The sequence below is a fragment of the Psychrobacter cibarius genome (genome assembly GCA_030686115.1).
GTDB classification, from domain to species: Bacteria; Pseudomonadota; Gammaproteobacteria; order Pseudomonadales; family Moraxellaceae; genus Psychrobacter; species Psychrobacter cibarius_C.
Genome location: CP131612.1, coordinates 3,237,421 through 3,254,698, shown reverse-complemented (window position 1 = coordinate 3,254,698; position 17,278 = coordinate 3,237,421). Strand labels below are relative to the sequence as shown.

The following is a 17,278-nucleotide window of genomic DNA, read 5'->3' as shown; positions in this document are numbered from 1 at the left end:
ATTGAGCTTAGTATGACAAAAAGCCCAACCCCAGTTAAAGTAGGGGATTGGGCTTTTTTATTATCTGGGAAAAGGGAAACACGTATCTGCAAATCTATTCCAATGAACTATCCAAAGTTTTCATTCCAGCTCTCCTTAAATATTTTATTTAAGAATGCTTCTTTATCGATGCTGCCGTCATTTTTTAAGCAGGTCTTATCGACAAAAAGATAATTCGTCCAGTTGATATCAGGAGACAGTTCATTGATTTCATTTACGATATCAACTTCGCTAATATCAGAGAAATCTCTAATAACAAGTTTTTGTGCCAACTCTAAAATTCGACTCTTTGTTTTATACTCATGAGAATTTGGATACTCAGAAATTTTATCAAACAACGCCTCGTAATTTATATCTCCATTTTCGTTTACATATTCATCACTCCAGAATATATAGTCACTCCAAAATGGGTCAGGAGACAGTTTGTCTAGTTCACGCTTTATTGCTACTTGCCTTGACTCTGAGCATGGAGTATTAATTAACTCTTCAAGTAATAAAGTGATTTTTTGCTTAGTATCATCGTTCATTATTATTTCCTCTGCTATTTATTCCAATGGTTTCAACCTTTATCAGTCAACAGCCTAATTCCCAAGCCAATAAATACCACACCGCTTATCTTGTTTAAAATGGCTTCGATAGAGGGGTTTTTTCTCAGGTTTTCACTGAATTTTGACGCCAATAATGCTAAGCACAAGCACCATATAAAGCCAGTGACAGCAAAGGTCAGCCCTAAAATGACGAACGACACCATGCTATAAGCATAACTGGTATCGATAAACTGAGGGAAGAACGCCAAAAAGAATAATGCGACTTTTGGATTAAAGGTATTGGTGAGCACACCTTGCTTATATATTTGCCAGTGATCTAAAGGCTGAACGGGCTTTGGCTTCTCGTCATCCTGCAAACTCGCGGCTATCAAAGGCTGTTGTTTACTTATGAGCATTTTGACGCCTAGATAGCACAAATAGCTGGCACCAATATATTTTACGAGCATAAATGCCGTAGGGGAGTTAGCCAGCAACACGGACAATCCTAGCGAAGCCAACAGCGTATGCACCAGAATGCCTGAAGTAATACCCAACACAGAATAAAACCCTGCCGTTTGCCCCTGCGAAATACTACGGGTAATGATGTACATGCTATCCGTGCCTGGGGTCAGGTTTAACAAGATGGCGGCTAAAATAAACCCTAGATAATTCTCAATCCCGAACATGGTTAAAACGTCCTTGTGTTAAGCCTAAAAATTTGTATGTTATAAAGTATTTATACATTTTATAAAATTCTTATAGGATTGATGGTAGCGAGGATCTTACGGGTTGGCAATAGAATAAATCATTCAATAAATACTGATATTAAAAACCATAAAGCAGGTTATGGCTTCAGTCTTTATCGAAATCAATAAAACGTAAATATCTTATAAAATCGCAGATACCGCAATCTGAACTCTGATAAGATATCAGAGATTAATAAGACATTTGTTGATAATAAGGATTTGAGATGAAACGTTTGGCTTATACCATTGCTGTATCTGTTTTGGCCACGACTGTTGGGATAAATGCCGCGCATGCCGAGAGAGTTTGCAAAGTAACAGATCCGACGGGTACTCCACTAAACATTCGCGACGAGCCTAATGGCAAGATTATTAATAAGCTGCGTAATGATCGCGAGGTGTATGTCACAGATACTACTTATGATAATAAAAATCGTCCGTGGGTATATTTAGAAGGCTATTACAAGGGCGAATACAGGCATTGGGGCTGGGCGATTAGAGAGTTTGTCTCTTGTTATGATCGTTGATATATTAATTTCAGCTTATCCAAACTATAATGAACTGGATATAACAAAACCAATAGACATAAAAAAGCCCAGTCACCGTATGATGACTGGGCTTTTTTATTGTTCGCTTATTAGTCTAACCTGATGCTTAAAGGTGCTAAGCAAAAGTGCTAATAAGTGACGCCGAATAGTGGCGTCCCCAGGGGGATTCGAACCCCCGTTACCGCCGTGAAAGGGCGGTGTCCTAGGCCTCTAGACGATGGGGACGCATAGAGTGTTATAACCAATGGTTACAACGGTACTTCACAATATCAGATAGCTTAATAAGTAAGCATTGCCTAGGTGCTGATATCGTCCTACTAGCGAGTATTTATGGTTACGTTTCAGTAGTACTGAGCGTTGCAATAAATAGTATGGTGGAGCTAAACGGAGTCGAACCGTTGACCCCTTGCATGCCATGCAAGTGCTCTACCAACTGAGCTATAGCCCCTCGCTAAGAGTGTGCGTATTTTATGTAAGAGCGGCAGTCTTGTCAACTACTATTTTAAAAATAATGCATAAATATTCGAAAAAGAGCGTTTAAAGCTATTTTAGCTACTTAATAAGCCCAAATTAGCGTGGATTTTGCTTGATGGCAATCTCTTTGATGGCTTTGTCGGTAAAGAATTCTTCTTCTGTACACTTAGAACTGCCATCTGAAAAAATAATGGCACAACATTCTGTGGGGATATATTGCCCCCCCTTTTTGTTGTACTGTGCTGATTCCTTTAAAGCCAACGATGTCAGATTCTTTCAATCGATCGACATTATGATTGGTATAACCACAGTAAGTGGTGTATATCCACTTTAAATCTTCAAAGTCCTGACCCTTTGTCAGGATAAGTTTTGCATCATAAAGCTCTTTTACGATGGCATCATAGTATTTCTGTGCTTCTTTGAGCGTGCTAAAGACATAGTCTTTGCTTTCTATCGTGACGGTTTTGGCGGCCATGTTTATTTCCAATTAAAAGGTTTGATAAAGGGTATTTAATAGTTGAAGGGTAGTAGTACCTATTAATGACAAAAAAAGGGTCAGAACTGGGCTGACCCTTCTAAATTCATAAATTTCAGATAATCGATTGTTTAGTAGATGAATTACTCAGCTGCCAAGCTATTCAGCAGCTAAAAAATCTGGCAACTCAGCCGCTTGTTTCTCAAGCTTCTTCAGTTTCTTTTTACCCAAACCGCCAAGTACATCAACTGCATGACGCAAGCGAGTCAACGTCATATCAGCGCCGATAATTGCCATAGAATTCATGACTGGCGTCGATGAGGTGCTACCAGCGATAGCGATAAAGAATGGTGCCATAAAGTCACGCATTTTAATATCAAGATGGGCAGCAAGACCTTTTAGCGTGGCGTAAATATTTTCTTCTGACCACGTTGGCAAGGTTTCTAGCTGCCAAAGCGCCAGTTGCAGCATCTCAGTAATTTGTTCAGGGGTGAGTGATTTATGGGTAAAGCTCTCAGCATTGATATTAGGTAAGTTCTGGAAATAGAAACCACCCCAATTAACTGCATCAGATAACAGCTCAATACGAGGCTGAATTGCCGCTGCGATAGCCGTAAGCTTGTCACTGTTATTTGCCCAATCGAGGATTTTATTTTTTAACTGTTCAGGAGTAAGCGCGCGTAGCCATTCTGCGTTGAGCCAGTTTAGTTTTTCGATATCAAAGATAGGGCCGCCGAGCGACACACGCTGGATATCAAAGCTCGCAATCATCTCTTCTAAGGTAAATTGCTCAGCTTCGTCAGGCATCGAGTAGCCCATACGACCGAGGTAGTTGAGCAACGCTTCAGGGAGCACACCAGCATCACGATAGTAAGTGATAGAGGTTGGGTTTTTACGCTTAGACAGTTTTGATTTATCTGGGTTACGCAGCAGTGGCATATGGCAAAGTACAGGCATCTCCCAACCAAAATACTCATAGAGCAGCTGATGCTTGGGCGCAGAGTTAAGCCACTCTTCACCGCGTAGCACATGGCTGATGTCCATCAAATGGTCATCGACAACGTTGGCTAAATGATAAGTCGGCATGCCGTCGGTTTTTAGCAGCACTTGCATGTCGACTTGTGTCCAAGGAATCTCAACCGTACCGCGTAACATGTCATGTACTTGACAGACGCCTTCGGTAGGCACACGCATACGAATGACATGCGGTTTGCCCTCACTGACCAATTGCGCAGTTTTCTCAGGTGCTAAATGGGCACAGCGACCGTCATAACGTGGCGTTTCACCATTGGCCATTTGCGCAGCTCGCATGGCATCGAGCTCTTCGCTGGTACAAAAGCAGCGGAATGCATGATCGTTTTCTATGAGCTGTTCGGCGTGCTTTTTATAAATATCACTACGCTCGCTCTGACGATAAGGCGCATGCGGGCCTCCAATATCTGGACCTTCCGCCCAGTCGAGACCGACCCAGCGCAGCGCATCCAAAATCATTTTTTCAGATTGTTCGGTTGAGCGCGTTTGATCCGTATCTTCGATACGTAAAATAAATTCGCCGCCGTGGGCTTTAGCAAAAGCTAAATTGAATAGGGCAATATAAGCGGTGCCGACATGCGGAAAGCCAGTAGGCGATGGCGCAATGCGGGTGCGGACAGGGCGCGTGCTGTTAGTTGAAGTCGATGATTGCATCATAAAATTCTCAGAATAGGCTAGTTAATGAATATGGCAGTGAAAAATGAAAAAAAATAGCAGTGAAAAATGCTAATGATAAATATGAATGACAAGTTTGAATAAAAAATACGGATGAAACAATAGCCGTCAATGTAGAAAAATAGCGTAAAATATAGCGCTAGTATAACAGAGAGATGGAATATTTTTAACGAAATGCCCGTCTAGCGCTTGACTACCCGTGTATCCTTGCGATAATAATGTTAGACAAGTCATAACTTGTTTATTTTCATCTGATTTTTCACTCTTACTGACCAAAATGGTCGTCATCTACTGAGTCGTTTGTGTCCATATTGAATAATAAGCCAAAAATTACGCCGAATACTAAGCAAGGTTCTAAAATAGATTCTTCTTTAGCCACTGTTAATGCTGCATCAGCGGCTGAGCTGTCTGTTGTGGAAAACGACTTTGTGGTAGAGAGTGACTCTACTAATCAGCCGACTCAAGAGCCTGTCACTGATAAAGCCAACTCTGATGAATTGAGCTTTGTTCATGATGCGGTGTTATTGCAAGAAACCGTCGCGGCAGTGCTGGGTGTCAAAGCGCTACCTAAGCAAACAGACGATGCAGAACAAAGCAGTGACAACCAAAATAGCTTGCAGATGAGTGGTGTCTACGTTGATGCAACCTTCGGGCGTGGTGGTCATAGTCGATTATTATTAAGCCAGTTGGCCGATGATGCAACCTTGATTGTTTTTGATAAAGATCCAACCGCTATTAGCGTCGCGCGTGAATTGGCAAAGACCGATAGTCGCGTGAAAGTGGTGCACGATAGTTTTGCGACGTTGACGGATAGTCTAGCGGCAATGGGTATCATGCAAGTTGATGGCTTAATGGCAGATTTGGGTATTTCATCGCCGCAAATTGATGATGGCAGTCGTGGTTTTAGTTTTATGCGTGACGGTGCGGTCGATATGCGTATGGATACCAGCCGTGGGCAGTCGGTCGCTGAGTGGTTAGAAAAAGTCGATGATGAAACCTTGGCCAATGTGCTTTATGAGTTTGGCGAAGAGCGCCATAGTCGCCGTATCGCCCGTGCTATTAAGCAGATGGACAGTTACGATTCTACTTTGGCATTGGCTGAAGTGATTAAAGTGGCGCATCCTAATTGGCAGCGTGGTAAGCATCCAGCGACTCAAAGTTTTCAGGCGATGCGCATTTTTATTAACAATGAGCTTGGCGATGTTGATGACTTTTTAGAACAAAGCATTCCGATTTTGAAAGCAGGCGGGCAGCTGGCAGTGATTAGTTTTCACTCATTAGAAGATCGCCGTATCAAGCAGTTTTTGCAGCGTCATAGCAAAGGGCAATATCCAGAGGATGAGAATTTGCCGATGCCGCCGAAGCGTCCACGCTACTTTAGCAAGCCTAAACGCGTGGGTCCAAGCAAAGCTGAAACCAGTCAAAACCCACGCGCGCGTAGTGCGTGGTTGCGCATGGCGACTCGTACTGATACCGACTATCTACACAGTGTCGAGTAATAACACAGGTAGCGTGATGTTATAGAGAGGGTGTTTGGCTGCGTTGCTGGTGATTGGTTGCCGGCAATTAGTTAGGATAGAAAGTCTGAATACTTACGCGGCTGTTAAAAATCTGTAAACATTATCTGCTAGGCTCGGCTGTTCCTTTTTCGTTTGGTTTTACTTTATTGATGGTGCTGTACAAAGCGTCTTACCGCTCTAAAACAGTTGCCAATTTTCATACTTGAAGTCCACTTTTTGAGAGCGTCATGGCAATATCTGACAAACCCGCAAACCGTCGCGCTGCAATGCCGCATAACACCGATATCGGCGAGCTATTTGTACGCCGATTTAATGTGGTTAGTATCTATGTAGTGGTGCTATTGCTGTTAGCAGTGGCGATTGTGTGGAGCGGTATCAAAACAGCCGAAGGCGTTCAGCAATATCATCAGGATTATAAAACCTTGCAAGACATGAAAAAACAAGAGCGTAATCTGCAAGTCGAACATCAGCGTTTGCTCATTGAACAGCAGACTTTTAGTGCGACGCCGCAAATCGCTAGCCGTGCGGTGGCTGAATTGGGCATGTTTTCACCGACGCTAAAAGATAAGCTCATTATCCAGCCGGGTGTTGCCACAGCACAGGTGCCAGTCGTCGATACTGACTCAGATGAGGATAGTTCTGACGTTATCGAACCACGAGCTTCTACGGATATATCGCCTGATGCTCCTATCACCGATACCACGGTAGCGGAGGCAGGACAATGAGTGATAAAAAACCCAATGCCAATAACGGTAAAACGACCGCGAAAAATGCGAGTAAAAAGCCAACTAGCGGTAAGGTCACTAAGCCCTTACGTCCTGCCAGTGCGGCCAAATCGGGACAAACAGGCAGTACGGCTGAAAAAAAATCCTCTGGCAACCGTAAGGCTAAATTGTTTGATCGATTGAAAAAAAGTGAAGAGCAAGGCGCTTATACCAGTGTCAAAAACCTGAAAAATAAAAGAGGATTTTTGGGTAAAGCGTCTGGCGCTTCCTCTCGCGGCGGTTTTGAGCAAGACAAAAACCGTTTCCGTACTATTTGGGTCATTGCATTGGTTATCTTGGGTTTGCTGATAGCCCGTGCTTATTATTTACAAGTTGCCAATGCCCAGTTTTATCAAGACAAAGGTGATGAGCTTATCACTAGCGTGCGCACGCAAAAATCCTATCGCGGTATGATTACCGATCGCAATAATTTGCCACTTGCAGTCAGTGCACCACTGGCGACGGTCTCTTTTAGTCCGCATGATTACGCGCGCGAATATTACGAGCTTAAGCGTATTATTATCACCAATCCTGAGAGTCCACAGCTGGTTGCGCGTATGCAAAAGCGTTTGGATAACATGGATCTGACCACGCTTGCGGCGGCTGCGAATATTTCGGTCACTGAGCTGAAAAAAGTTACTGCCATCGATGACAGTATTGATGTAACCGATGAAGCAGCAGTTAAAGCAGCACTGCCATCGGGTGCAGGCTCGCACTATCTGCCGCTACTGAATAAAGTGACGCCTGAGATTGCCCAAAGTGTCAGCACCCTTGATTTTCCTGGCGTCTATGAAAAAAACTTTTTCCAACGTTATTACCCGCAGCCACAACCAAACTCGCAGCTATTGGGTTTTATGGGTCAAAATGTCAGCGATCCTGAAGGTGGTTACGAAGGTCGTGCTGGTATCGAACGCCAATATGAAACTGAGCTGGCAGGTGATGATGGTAAAGTATTGGTGCTAAAAGACGCCAAACAAAACAGTTTAAAAGAAATTAAACAGATTGAACCAGAAATACCAGGTAAAGATGTGGCGTTGACCATTGATTCGCGCCTGCAGTATTTGCTTTATAAAGAACTAGAGAAAGCAGGGCGTTTGCAAAAAGCGCGCTGGTCAACAGGCATGATTGTTGATGTGCAAACGGGTGAAGTGCTTGCCTTGTCAACATGGCCATCCTTTAATTCTAATAACCTGAATGAGATGACTGGTGAAAACCAACGTAACCGTGCGCTACTCGATGTCTTTGAACCTGGTTCGGTGATGAAACCCTTTACGGTTGCAGCGGCACTTGATTCAGGAAAATACACTGCCACTACCTTAATCGATACCAATCCTGGCTCTATTCGTGTCCGTGGTTATACCATTCGTGATCATAACAATCTAGGTATGATTAATATGGGCACGCTACTGCAGAAGTCTAGTAACGTCGCCTCGACTAAGATTGCTTTGTCGCTACCGCCTGATGCCATTACCAATATGCAACGGCAATTTGGTTTTGGTTCAAAGACACCACTACAGTTCCCAGGGGAAGGTAGTGGGCTGGTTGTCACACCAAAAGAAAAAGAAACGTCACGTCGTGCTACGCTCAGTTATGGTTATGGTTTGGAAGCAACTCTAGCGCAGGTTGCGCAGGCTTATTCAGCGCTGGCGGCAGGCGGTGTGATGCACCCATTGACCCTCACTAAAGATGACAAGCTACAGCCAAGCAAGCGTATCATGGCACACGAGCAAGCGATGTCTATCGTACAAATGATGGAAAGTGTCACCGAACCGGGTGGTACGGCTAAAGGTGCTGCGATTGATGGTTATCGCGTCGCTGGTAAAACAGGGACATCGCGCCGTGTTAATCCAAAAGGTGGCTACTATACGGATCAATACCGTAACGTTTTTGCTGGTATTGCGCCCGCATCTAACCCAAGATTAGTAGGTGTGATGCTCATCGAAGACCCACGTGTTCAGATTTATGCTGGTTTAACAGTCGCGCCAGTCTTTCATAATGTCATGAAAGAGGCGCTGCGTTTATACAATGTACCCTTAGATAAACCGTTAAAAACGATCGCTCAATAGTCGTAGAGGTCTTTTTTTTAATACTTAGTTTTTAACTATTTGATGTGTTTTAACCGTATAGGATTTGCCCATGACCCTGTCACCCTCGTCGCCAAGCATCAGCCCAGTCACCTTGCAGCAGCTGACTGAATCTAGTAGTAGCAATAGCAGGCATGGTGTAGGTATAGAGCAGGCATTGCAAAAACTATCGACTCAGACGACATTGATTGGGGTGGATTCAAAACCAATCAATTCGTTTCTTGATATTCCATTCCTGCAGTTTCGTTTAGACAGTCGTCAGCTAGAGCCGAATGATGTGTTTGTGTTATTAAAAAGCCACATACCAAACTGTCAAAAAAGTCGCGACTACCTCTATCAAGCCGCCGAAAATGCGGCTTTTATCCTATCAGAAATAGATCCCACGGCTTTGCTTAGCACGACTAGTGTATCAAATCACGCCGATATCACTTTATCGAATGATAGTGCTTCTAAGGCGCAGCAGCAATTAGTAGCACTGCCTTGCCCTGTTTTACATGTGCCCAATATTCGTGATTTTTTAGGAACGCTCATTCAAGCACGTTTGCAATATCAGCAGCCCGTGACCTTGCCAACTGTCATAGCGGTGACAGGCACCAATGGCAAAACGACTATCAGTCAATTGGTGGCGCAATTGACGCAGCTGACAGGTATGAGCAGCGCAGTTATGGGCACGGCAGGGAATGGTAGGCTTGGCGCTTTGGTGCAAGCCAGCCATACCACGGGTGATGCCTTAGCGGTTCAGCAATTTTTATATCAAATGGGTACAGAGAATGCTGAGTTATTGGCATTGGAAGCCAGCTCGCATGGTTTGGATCAGCAGCGTTTACAAGGTATGCCAGTGTCGGTGGCGATTTATACCAATCTTAGCCGTGACCACTTAGATTATCATGCCGATATGACAGAGTATGCAGCAGCAAAAGCTAGACTGTTTGATAAAGCGCATTTTCCAGATTTGACTCACGCTATCATTAATATCGATGATGAACATGCCCAGATTATGCTCGACACCGCAGATGCCAGTGATTTAACGGTCTGGACGTACAGTTTAGAACCATCAAAATCTGCGACCTTTGTTGCGGCTGAAATCAAACCAAGCTTACAAGGTGTCGAGATTACGCTACGTACAGATTTAGGCGATGGCGAAGTTAATCATTTAGGTATCGTTAGTCCATTACTCGGGCGCTTTAATGTTGCCAATTTGCTTGCCGCAATGGCAGCTGCCGTCGCTTTAGGCATTAGCCTTGAGCGTATTGCCGCAGTGGTGCCGCAGCTACAAGGTGCGGTTGGACGTATGCAGCGTGTGCCGTCTAATGATGGCTGCTTTATCGTTGATTATGCGCATACGCCAGACGCTTTAAGCCAAGTGCTTGCCAGCCTAAAGACCCATTGTAAGGGTCAGCTGTGGGCAGTGTTTGGTTGTGGTGGCGACCGTGATGCGGGCAAACGTCCTTTGATGGCGCAAGCAGGCTTGGCAGGCGCGGATAAAGTCGTATTAACGGCAGACAATCCACGCACCGAAGATCCCAATATCATTTTGCAAGATATGCAAGCGGGCATGACGAGTGAGCAATATCAGCGTACCCATATCGAACCTGCGCGCCAAGCAGCGATTGAGTATGCGGTCAATCAAGCAGCGCCTGATGATATCGTCGTTATCGCGGGCAAGGGTCATGAGACCTATCAAGAAATTAACCATGTTCGTTATGATTTTGACGACAGTGTTATTTTGCAAAATGCCTTAAAACAAGCAGGGCGTGTATAGCATTTATAGATAAATAATAGCGCTTACAGTTAGTTTTTCATGATATCTAAAAAGTATTAGGGCGTGTCCTCATTTTAAAAATGGTGATAAAGATGAGATAAATTGCCGTCAAACAAGGAAAGTAGCGCAAATAATATCGAAATATTAATAAGCTAGTTGACGATTTTTGGCAAAATTTAGCCATTTTTAGTCCATTTAGATAATAATCGATTGAATTGAGGACACGCCCTAGTCGTTAACTATAAAAAATAAATAAGTAGTCATCATATATAAGGTAATCATTATGACAGCCGACAACGATAACAGCATTCAGTCGCAAGGGCTGTATGTTTGGCAAGCAGACAATCTGCTCGCAGCAACCGCAGTACTCGATGGGCATTGGCAGCTGAGTGAGGGGCAATCCGACTCAGAAAACACTTCAGTAGATGATGTAATGAGCACTCGTATCGCCACCGATACCCGTACGATAAAACCTGGTGATATATTTTTAGCGTTATCGGGTGATAATTTTGATGGTCACGATTATATCGATACTGCCATCGCGCAAGGTGCGGTTGCGGCTATCGTCGCTCGCCCTATAGCTACGGCTGATGCAAATAGCATTCCGCAGTTAGTGGTGAGCGACACCCGTTTGGCGCTAGGACAATTGGCTGCGTATCGTCGTCAACAGCATCAAAATTTAACCGTTATTGCTATTACTGGCTCTAGCGGCAAGACCACCTGTAAAGAGATGCTGGGTAGTATCTTTGGCAGACTTGCCCCAACGCTTATCACGCGTGGCAACCTAAATAATGACTTGGGTGTGCCGATGATGTTGCTCGAATTATCCGACTATCATCGCTATGCTATTCTAGAGCTTGGCGCAAACCATATTGGCGAAATTGCTTATACTACCGAGATTGTAAAGCCAGATGTCGCGTGTATCTTAAATATTGGCACGGCGCATTTGGGTGAGTTTGGCAGCCGTGAAGGGATTTGCCAAACCAAGGCTGAGATTTACCATACCTTGAATGACAGCCAATTTGCGATCGTTCCTGATAAAGATGATTTTACCAATCAATTACGCCGTATCGCTGAAAAGCATACGTCACACGTGATTGGTTTTGGTAATACTGATGTCAGTGCCAGCCATTTAGATGTCGAGCCTGAGCGCAGTGAATTTAAGCTGCATATCGGCAATCAAGTCCATGATATCAGCTTGCCACTAGCGGGCGAGCACAATGTCAATAATGCTTTAGCTGCTGCTGCTTGTGCTCATGCACTGAATATCGATGTTAGTGATATCGTCGTCGGGCTTGAAAATGCGCGTCCTGCCAAAGGTCGCTTGAACAGTCAGCTGTTAGGCATGCATCGCTTGATTGATGATACCTATAATGCCAATCCGCATTCGGTGCGAGCGGCAGCAAAAGTACTAGCGGCGCAAACGGGCACGCAAGTCATGGTGCTGGGCGATATCGCAGAACTGGGAGAGGCGGCGGTTAGCGAGCATCAAAGCTTGGGTCGTACCATTGCAACAACGGGCATCAATGTACTGCTGTGTGTTGGTGAATACGCGCCTTTTACCGTGGCGGGTGCACAAGAGGTTTCTGACATCAATGCCCATGCGTTTACGGATAAAGACAGCTTATTGGCATATTTACAGCCGTATTTGCAAGCGCAACAGGCGCAGCCTTGTACGGTGCTGTTTAAAGGTTCTCGTTCCATGCAAATGGAAACCCTTATCAATGCGCTAATCGAGGAGTAGGCGGTGTTAGTTTGGTTGTTTGGCTGGCTTGGCCAGTATTACACGCCGTTTTCTGCGGTTTCTTCGTTGACGCTGCGAGCGTTACTCGCGGTCATTACCGCCCTCGCATTTAGCATGTTTTTTGGTGGGCCTGTCATTCGACGTCTGCGTGCACTGAAATATGGTCAAGCGATTCGCAATGATGGTCCACAATCGCATTTGGCGAAAACTGGTACGCCGACCATGGGTGGAGTGCTGATTTTAAGTGCGATTGGCGTGTCCACCTTACTATGGGCGCGTTTGAATAACCCGTACGTTTGGATTTTGCTCATTGTCATGATTATCTTTGGCGCGGTCGGCTGGGCAGATGATTGGCTAAAAATTAAGTATAAAGATCCCAAAGGCTTAATTGCTCGCAAGAAATACTTTTGGCTCTCTATGGGTGCTTTGTTCGTCGGTGTGTCTTTGTATTATATCGCCACCTTGCAGCTAGATATTGCGACCACGCGTGAGATGCAGGATTTGCTGCTACCGATTTTTAAAGATTGGATGATTCCTTTTTCGGCAGTGCCATTTGGTATTGGCTTTATTATCTTTACCTACTTTGTGATTAATGGTGCTTCTAACGCCGTCAACTTAACCGATGGCTTGGATGGTTTAGCTATTTTGCCTGTGGTCTTGGTCGCGGCAGGTTTGGGCGCAATGGCTTATGTATCAGGTGATGTACGCTTTGCTGATTACTTGCATGTGCCTTATATTGCCTATAACTCCGAGGTTCTCATTGTCTGTGGTTCGATGATTGGTGCAGGGCTTGGTTTCTTATGGTTCAACGCCCATCCAGCCCAAGTGTTTATGGGCGATGTGGGGGCGCTTGCTCTCGGGGCGATGCTCGGTACGATTGCTGTTATGACCCGTCAAGAGATTGCTTTTGCTATTATGGGTGGTCTATTTGTCGCCGAAGCATTATCGGTCATGCTACAGGTTGGCTCGTATAAGCTGCGTAAAAAGCGCGTCTTTCGGATGGCACCATTGCATCATCACTTTGAAGAAATTGGCTGGAAAGAGACGCAAGTGGTGGCAAGGTTTTGGATTATTGCCATTATTCTCGTCATCCTTGGGCTCATGACCTTAAAACTGCGTTAATACAGCTACATCGCTCGAACATTCATATGAATATCATCTATGCAAAAGCCATCTCACTTTAGTTGAGGTGGCTTTTTTTTTGCTAACAGTTTGGTTGCTGATAGTTTGGTTGCTGATAGTTTGTTTTTTGCATTTTCTTTCCTGCATTGTTTATCGCGCCTTTTATCACGCAGTAAGCATGAATTTTGTTAAAATGGCAGCCATATTGCGATGACGTTGAGATACTTGTGAGCTTATTTATTTGTCCCCTTTGCCAATCACCCATGCAGCCTGCCGCAGATACGTGGCGCTGCGATGGCAGCTTGCACCCAAAACACACGGCTCATCCATTTGATGTGGCACGTCAGGGTTATGTTAATTTATTGCCCGTGCAACAAAAAAAATCCAAAGCACCGGGCGATAGCCAGCAATCAATTGATGCACGCAAACGGTTTTTAAACGCTGGACATTATCAGCCATTGCAGACGCTTATTTGCCAAAAAATGAGGGAATTGTTGGCGAAAAATGAGTCGGTCGCTGATTCAGCAATTGAGCCGATAACTAAAAAGGATAGCAAGACAATCAATTGGTTGGATATTGGCTGTGGTGAAGGGTATTACACGCAGGCAATGGCACAGACAGGCATGGATACGCTCATCGCCGCAGATATCAGTAAACCTGCTGTGGTAGAGCTTGCAAAAGCCAGTAAGGTAGCGGGGTGTCTTTGGTATCAGCAAGCTAAAGACAGTGTTACTAATGCGACAACCAAGTCGGCAGTTATCTATCCGCTTGTTACCAGCGCTGCCCATTTGCCGTTACGCGCGCATAGCATAAAGGGTATTAGCAGTATTTTTAGCCCTATCTTGCCAGACGCGTTCAATGAGGTATTGACTGCAGACGGTTATTTAATCATTGCCAAGCCAGATATCGGGCATCTAGCGACGATGCGCGAAGCATTATTTGATAACGTCCGCGAGCATGATTCGGATAAGTTTTTGCATGAATTGGCTCCATACTTTACGCTGATGGGTACGGAGCATGTCAGTACCGAGATGACGTTGTCAGCCGCTGATTTGGCTGATTTGATGACCATGACGCCTTATGCTTATCGCGCGCTTAATGAAAAAAAACAGGCGCTACTAGCAGCGGTCGAAACAGAACCCTTTACGACACAAGCTAAGTTTGTCATCTATATTTTGCAGAAGACAGCAGCTGAATAGAATGGCTTAAGGTCATTAGCCCGTTTAGATATGATCAATTGAATTGAGGACACGCCCTAATAATGGATTATAAGACAGGCCCCATCGTGGCGACAATGTTATTCCAGATTTTATAAGATAACGGCCAGTTTTCAACTTGCTCACGAGTGACCTCTTCAGAATCAGCGATATACTGGTATTGTCGCTCAACGATGGCCGCTGTGAGCGTTTTATCGCTAAACACAATGTTGTTTTCATAGTTCAAATCAAAGCTACGCAAGTCTAAATTGGTCGAGCCAATCAGACTGATTTCGCCATCGATGGTCAAGGTTTTTGCGTGTAATAGACCGGGTTTATATTCGTAAATATTGACCCCCGCTTCAAGCAGCTGCCAGTAATAACTGTGACTGGTAGCAGCCACGACTATTGAGTCGTTATTCTTTGGGAAAATCATGGTTACTTGTACACCGCGATAAGCGGTCGCACACAAAATGCTGACGAGCGAATAATCAGGCACAAAATAAGGCGTTGAGATAATCAGGGTTCGTTTTGCCTGACCAATTAAGACACCTAAAAATTGCGGTGTGGTGCCGCGTCGTTGGGTAGGACCATCAGAAAAAACTTGTGCAGCAAAGCCTTTTGGCGGCAATGTGACTGGTAAAGGTGGCGGTGATGTTATTGGCAAAGGCTTATCAGTTTCTGGCTGTGGGGATTTTTGTTGCTTTAGTTGAGGGTCAATAAAATAAGGAAAGCTGTCAAGCGGCGTATCAGGATTTTCAGTCAGCCAATCACTGGCAAACAACATCTGATTCTGTGCCACCACTGGTCCTTCGACCCGCAGCATAATGTCTACCCACGGCGCAAATTTTGGCTTTACACGAAACTCAGGATCGGCGCAGTTGCGACTGCCACAGTAGCCGATTTTGCCGTCAATAACCGTAATCTTGCGGTGATTTCGCAAGTCAATCCGGCTAAACATGAGTACCTTTAAAAGATTACTAATTGGTAGGGCAACACTGACTTGTACGCCAGCTTCTATCATTTCCTGCCATATCTTTGAGCCGACCATTTTTCGTGAGCCCATACCGTCAACCATTGCTCGGCATATGACGCCGCGCCTTGCCGCTCGCATGAGTGCTTGAGCAGTATCGATTCCCATACCATCGATTAGCCAAATATAATACAGCACATGAATATGATCGGTCGCTGCATCAAAGTCGGCAATCATACGTTTGCGCGTCTCAGCTGCATCTGCCATCAGCTCTGCGTGATTGCCCACCGTTGTATGATAGCCAGTTGCATTGGCAGAGTAGGCAAAGGCCGCTTGGTATTCAGGTTTGATGGCCTCCGACAAAGCGATGTCATCACCAAGTACTTCAGGACTATGTGCGCTTAATTTATCGATGATTTCTTTACGTTTGCGCGTAAAATCGCGTCCTAGATGCACCTCACCAAACATCCAATAAATTACAACCCCCAGATAAGGCAAAATGAACAATATCACGAGCCAAGCGAGCCGAGCGGGCGAGGTCAGATCATGGCGCGCAAGCACTCGCAAAGAGATCAGTATCAGCAGCATAAAATGAACAGTTAAAAAGATATCCAATAGCATAATGCGCTCCATCATTATTATTTTTATTTGCAGTATTTATCAGTGGTTCTTACTGATTATAACGCACTGTAAAATTACCACCGTTTTGATTGGTAAAAACAGCAATGCGGCAACGCTGGAGCTATGATATTTAGTAGTAAGCTTGTTCAAACTGGTGAAATATACACCTCCATCAATACTCTCCTAACAACCAGCCACTGACAAAGGCAAAATACTCGCGAAACCAAGCGTTATAACGAATGGATAAAGGTGTGGGACTGGCGACGGTGATGGGTTGTGTATAGCCCTGATGTCGCGCAATGCTGGCTGCGCGAATGCTATGGAAATCACTGGTAACGATGGCGATAGGATCAGTGATAGACAGCCCTTTTGCTTCTAACAACGTTCGGCTGTTAGCGAGGTTTTCTTCCGTACTGGTACTTTTGCCTTCTTGTAAGATGCGTTCGAATGGCACGCCATGTGCCTCATGCAAATACGTGGCCATGATATCGGCTTCGCTGCGTGTACGCTGAAAACCAACGCCACCACTGGTCATCACCAAAGCATCTGGTTGCGTCTCGATAAGGGGCACAGCGGTGTCCAAGCGCTTGGCGAGCGTCGGTGTCGGCTTACCTGCAACCGTGCCAGAGCCTAATATAATAATCGCTGCCACTGTCGGTGCAGGCTGCTGGCTAAGCGCAATCTGCTGTTGTAATGACCAAATAAATAGAGCGAAGCTCAACAACCAAAGTATAAATACAACCCATAACCCATACCAAAGGCGGTTAAAGCCATAATGTTGGCCGCAAAACCTGCGTATTGCATGCCAAAAAATTCCATGTATGACAAAAACCATGCCGAGTAAAAAAGGTACAACCGAGCCGAAATTAACTTTACCGACGACCATCAATGCAGCGCAATCGATGATAAGTATGATGCCGATAACAGATAAGAGGCCACGAGTAACGGAAATTAAACCTTTAGACATAGTGAAAGACGC

The 17,278-nt window shown here is 44.8% G+C and carries 14 protein-coding genes and 2 tRNA genes; 8 read left to right on the top strand and 8 right to left on the bottom strand.

The window, feature by feature from the left end:
• Window positions 1–107: 107 nt before the first annotated feature.
• Both Q6344_13860 and Q6344_13855 read right to left on the bottom strand, forming a co-directional pair.
• Window positions 108–566, bottom strand: a complete 459-nt coding sequence (locus tag Q6344_13860) for a hypothetical protein (protein ID WLG13658.1) — start codon at window positions 564–566, stop codon at window positions 108–110.
• 32 nt (window positions 567–598) lie between these two features.
• A complete protein-coding gene (locus tag Q6344_13855; protein WLG13657.1) occupies window positions 599–1,252 on the bottom strand; it encodes a LysE family translocator in 654 nt (217 codons plus the stop codon).
• A gap of 284 nt (window positions 1,253–1,536) precedes the next feature.
• Here Q6344_13855 and Q6344_13850 point away from each other — a divergent pair, with 284 nt between their 5' ends.
• Window positions 1,537–1,836, top strand: a complete 300-nt coding sequence (locus tag Q6344_13850; GenBank protein ID WLG13656.1) for a hypothetical protein — start codon at window positions 1,537–1,539, stop codon at window positions 1,834–1,836.
• A gap of 170 nt (window positions 1,837–2,006) precedes the next feature.
• On the opposite strand, the gene Q6344_13845 is transcribed toward Q6344_13850, so the two are convergent.
• The 4 genes from Q6344_13845 to gltX all read right to left on the bottom strand — a co-directional run bounded on the left by Q6344_13845 (window position 2,007) and on the right by gltX (window position 4,495).
• Window positions 2,007–2,082 (bottom strand) — tRNA-Glu (locus Q6344_13845).
• Between the two features lie 147 nt (window positions 2,083–2,229).
• A tRNA-Ala gene (locus Q6344_13840) sits at window positions 2,230–2,305 on the bottom strand.
• A gap of 192 nt (window positions 2,306–2,497) precedes the next feature.
• Window positions 2,498–2,806 carry a hypothetical protein gene (locus tag Q6344_13835; protein WLG13655.1) on the bottom strand — a complete coding sequence of 103 codons (309 nt, stop codon included), beginning with the start codon at window positions 2,804–2,806 and terminating at the stop codon, window positions 2,498–2,500.
• 159 nt (window positions 2,807–2,965) lie between these two features.
• Window positions 2,966–4,495 carry a glutamate--tRNA ligase gene (gene gltX, locus Q6344_13830; GenBank protein ID WLG13654.1) on the bottom strand — a complete coding sequence of 510 codons (1,530 nt, stop codon included), beginning with the start codon at window positions 4,493–4,495 and terminating at the stop codon, window positions 2,966–2,968.
• A 446-nt stretch (window positions 4,496–4,941) separates the two neighbouring features.
• Here gltX and rsmH point away from each other — a divergent pair, with 446 nt between their 5' ends.
• From rsmH to Q6344_13795, 7 genes are all read left to right on the top strand, one after another.
• Window positions 4,942–6,012 carry a 16S rRNA (cytosine(1402)-N(4))-methyltransferase RsmH gene (gene rsmH, locus Q6344_13825; protein ID WLG15227.1) on the top strand — a complete coding sequence of 357 codons (1,071 nt, stop codon included), beginning with the start codon at window positions 4,942–4,944 and terminating at the stop codon, window positions 6,010–6,012.
• A gap of 248 nt (window positions 6,013–6,260) precedes the next feature.
• Entirely contained in the window at window positions 6,261–6,758 is a 498-nt protein-coding gene (locus Q6344_13820) for a cell division protein FtsL (protein ID WLG13653.1), read from the top strand.
• Window positions 6,755–8,863, top strand: a complete 2,109-nt coding sequence (locus tag Q6344_13815; GenBank protein WLG13652.1) for a penicillin-binding protein 2 — start codon at window positions 6,755–6,757, stop codon at window positions 8,861–8,863. Before Q6344_13820 ends, Q6344_13815 begins: the two co-directional genes overlap by 4 nt.
• A gap of 70 nt (window positions 8,864–8,933) precedes the next feature.
• Window positions 8,934–10,643 carry a UDP-N-acetylmuramoyl-L-alanyl-D-glutamate--2,6-diaminopimelate ligase gene (locus Q6344_13810; protein WLG13651.1) on the top strand — a complete coding sequence of 570 codons (1,710 nt, stop codon included), beginning with the start codon at window positions 8,934–8,936 and terminating at the stop codon, window positions 10,641–10,643.
• Between the two features lie 283 nt (window positions 10,644–10,926).
• Window positions 10,927–12,387, top strand: a complete 1,461-nt coding sequence (gene murF, locus Q6344_13805) for a UDP-N-acetylmuramoyl-tripeptide--D-alanyl-D-alanine ligase (GenBank protein ID WLG13650.1) — start codon at window positions 10,927–10,929, stop codon at window positions 12,385–12,387.
• A gap of 3 nt (window positions 12,388–12,390) precedes the next feature.
• On the top strand, window positions 12,391–13,509 hold the full coding sequence (mraY, locus tag Q6344_13800; protein WLG13649.1) for a phospho-N-acetylmuramoyl-pentapeptide-transferase: 1,119 nt from the start codon (window positions 12,391–12,393) through the stop codon (window positions 13,507–13,509).
• Between the two features lie 221 nt (window positions 13,510–13,730).
• On the top strand, window positions 13,731–14,708 hold the full coding sequence (locus Q6344_13795; protein ID WLG15226.1) for a methyltransferase domain-containing protein: 978 nt from the start codon (window positions 13,731–13,733) through the stop codon (window positions 14,706–14,708).
• A gap of 67 nt (window positions 14,709–14,775) precedes the next feature.
• Here Q6344_13795 and Q6344_13790 read toward each other — a convergent pair whose 3' ends face one another.
• Complete coding sequence (locus Q6344_13790; GenBank protein WLG13648.1) at window positions 14,776–16,299, bottom strand: phospholipase D-like domain-containing protein; 1,524 nt, start codon at window positions 16,297–16,299, stop codon at window positions 14,776–14,778.
• A gap of 172 nt (window positions 16,300–16,471) precedes the next feature.
• Window positions 16,472–17,266 (bottom strand): ElyC/SanA/YdcF family protein, encoded by a 795-nt coding sequence (locus Q6344_13785; GenBank protein WLG13647.1) that lies wholly within the window; start codon window positions 17,264–17,266, stop codon window positions 16,472–16,474.
• Window positions 17,267–17,278: the final 12 nt, after the last annotated feature.

What these genes read in the sequence shown, in the direction of transcription:
- Q6344_13835 (WLG13655.1), bottom strand. Translation starts at nt 2,806, where the DNA reads ATGGCCGCCAAAACCGTCACGATAGAAAGCAAAGACTATGTCTTTAGC.
- gltX (WLG13654.1), bottom strand. Translation starts at nt 4,495, where the DNA reads ATGATGCAATCATCGACTTCAACTAACAGCACGCGCCCTGTCCGCACC.
- murF (WLG13650.1), top strand. Translation starts at nt 10,927, where the DNA reads ATGACAGCCGACAACGATAACAGCATTCAGTCGCAAGGGCTGTATGTT.
- Q6344_13820 (WLG13653.1), top strand. Translation starts at nt 6,261, where the DNA reads ATGGCAATATCTGACAAACCCGCAAACCGTCGCGCTGCAATGCCGCAT.
- Q6344_13860 (WLG13658.1), bottom strand. Translation starts at nt 566, where the DNA reads ATGAACGATGATACTAAGCAAAAAATCACTTTATTACTTGAAGAGTTA.
- Q6344_13850 (WLG13656.1), top strand. Translation starts at nt 1,537, where the DNA reads ATGAAACGTTTGGCTTATACCATTGCTGTATCTGTTTTGGCCACGACT.
- Q6344_13790 (WLG13648.1), bottom strand. Translation starts at nt 16,299, where the DNA reads ATGCTATTGGATATCTTTTTAACTGTTCATTTTATGCTGCTGATACTG.
- Q6344_13815 (WLG13652.1), top strand. Translation starts at nt 6,755, where the DNA reads ATGAGTGATAAAAAACCCAATGCCAATAACGGTAAAACGACCGCGAAA.
- Q6344_13785 (WLG13647.1), bottom strand. Translation starts at nt 17,266, where the DNA reads ATGTCTAAAGGTTTAATTTCCGTTACTCGTGGCCTCTTATCTGTTATC.
- Q6344_13855 (WLG13657.1), bottom strand. Translation starts at nt 1,252, where the DNA reads ATGTTCGGGATTGAGAATTATCTAGGGTTTATTTTAGCCGCCATCTTG.
- Q6344_13810 (WLG13651.1), top strand. Translation starts at nt 8,934, where the DNA reads ATGACCCTGTCACCCTCGTCGCCAAGCATCAGCCCAGTCACCTTGCAG.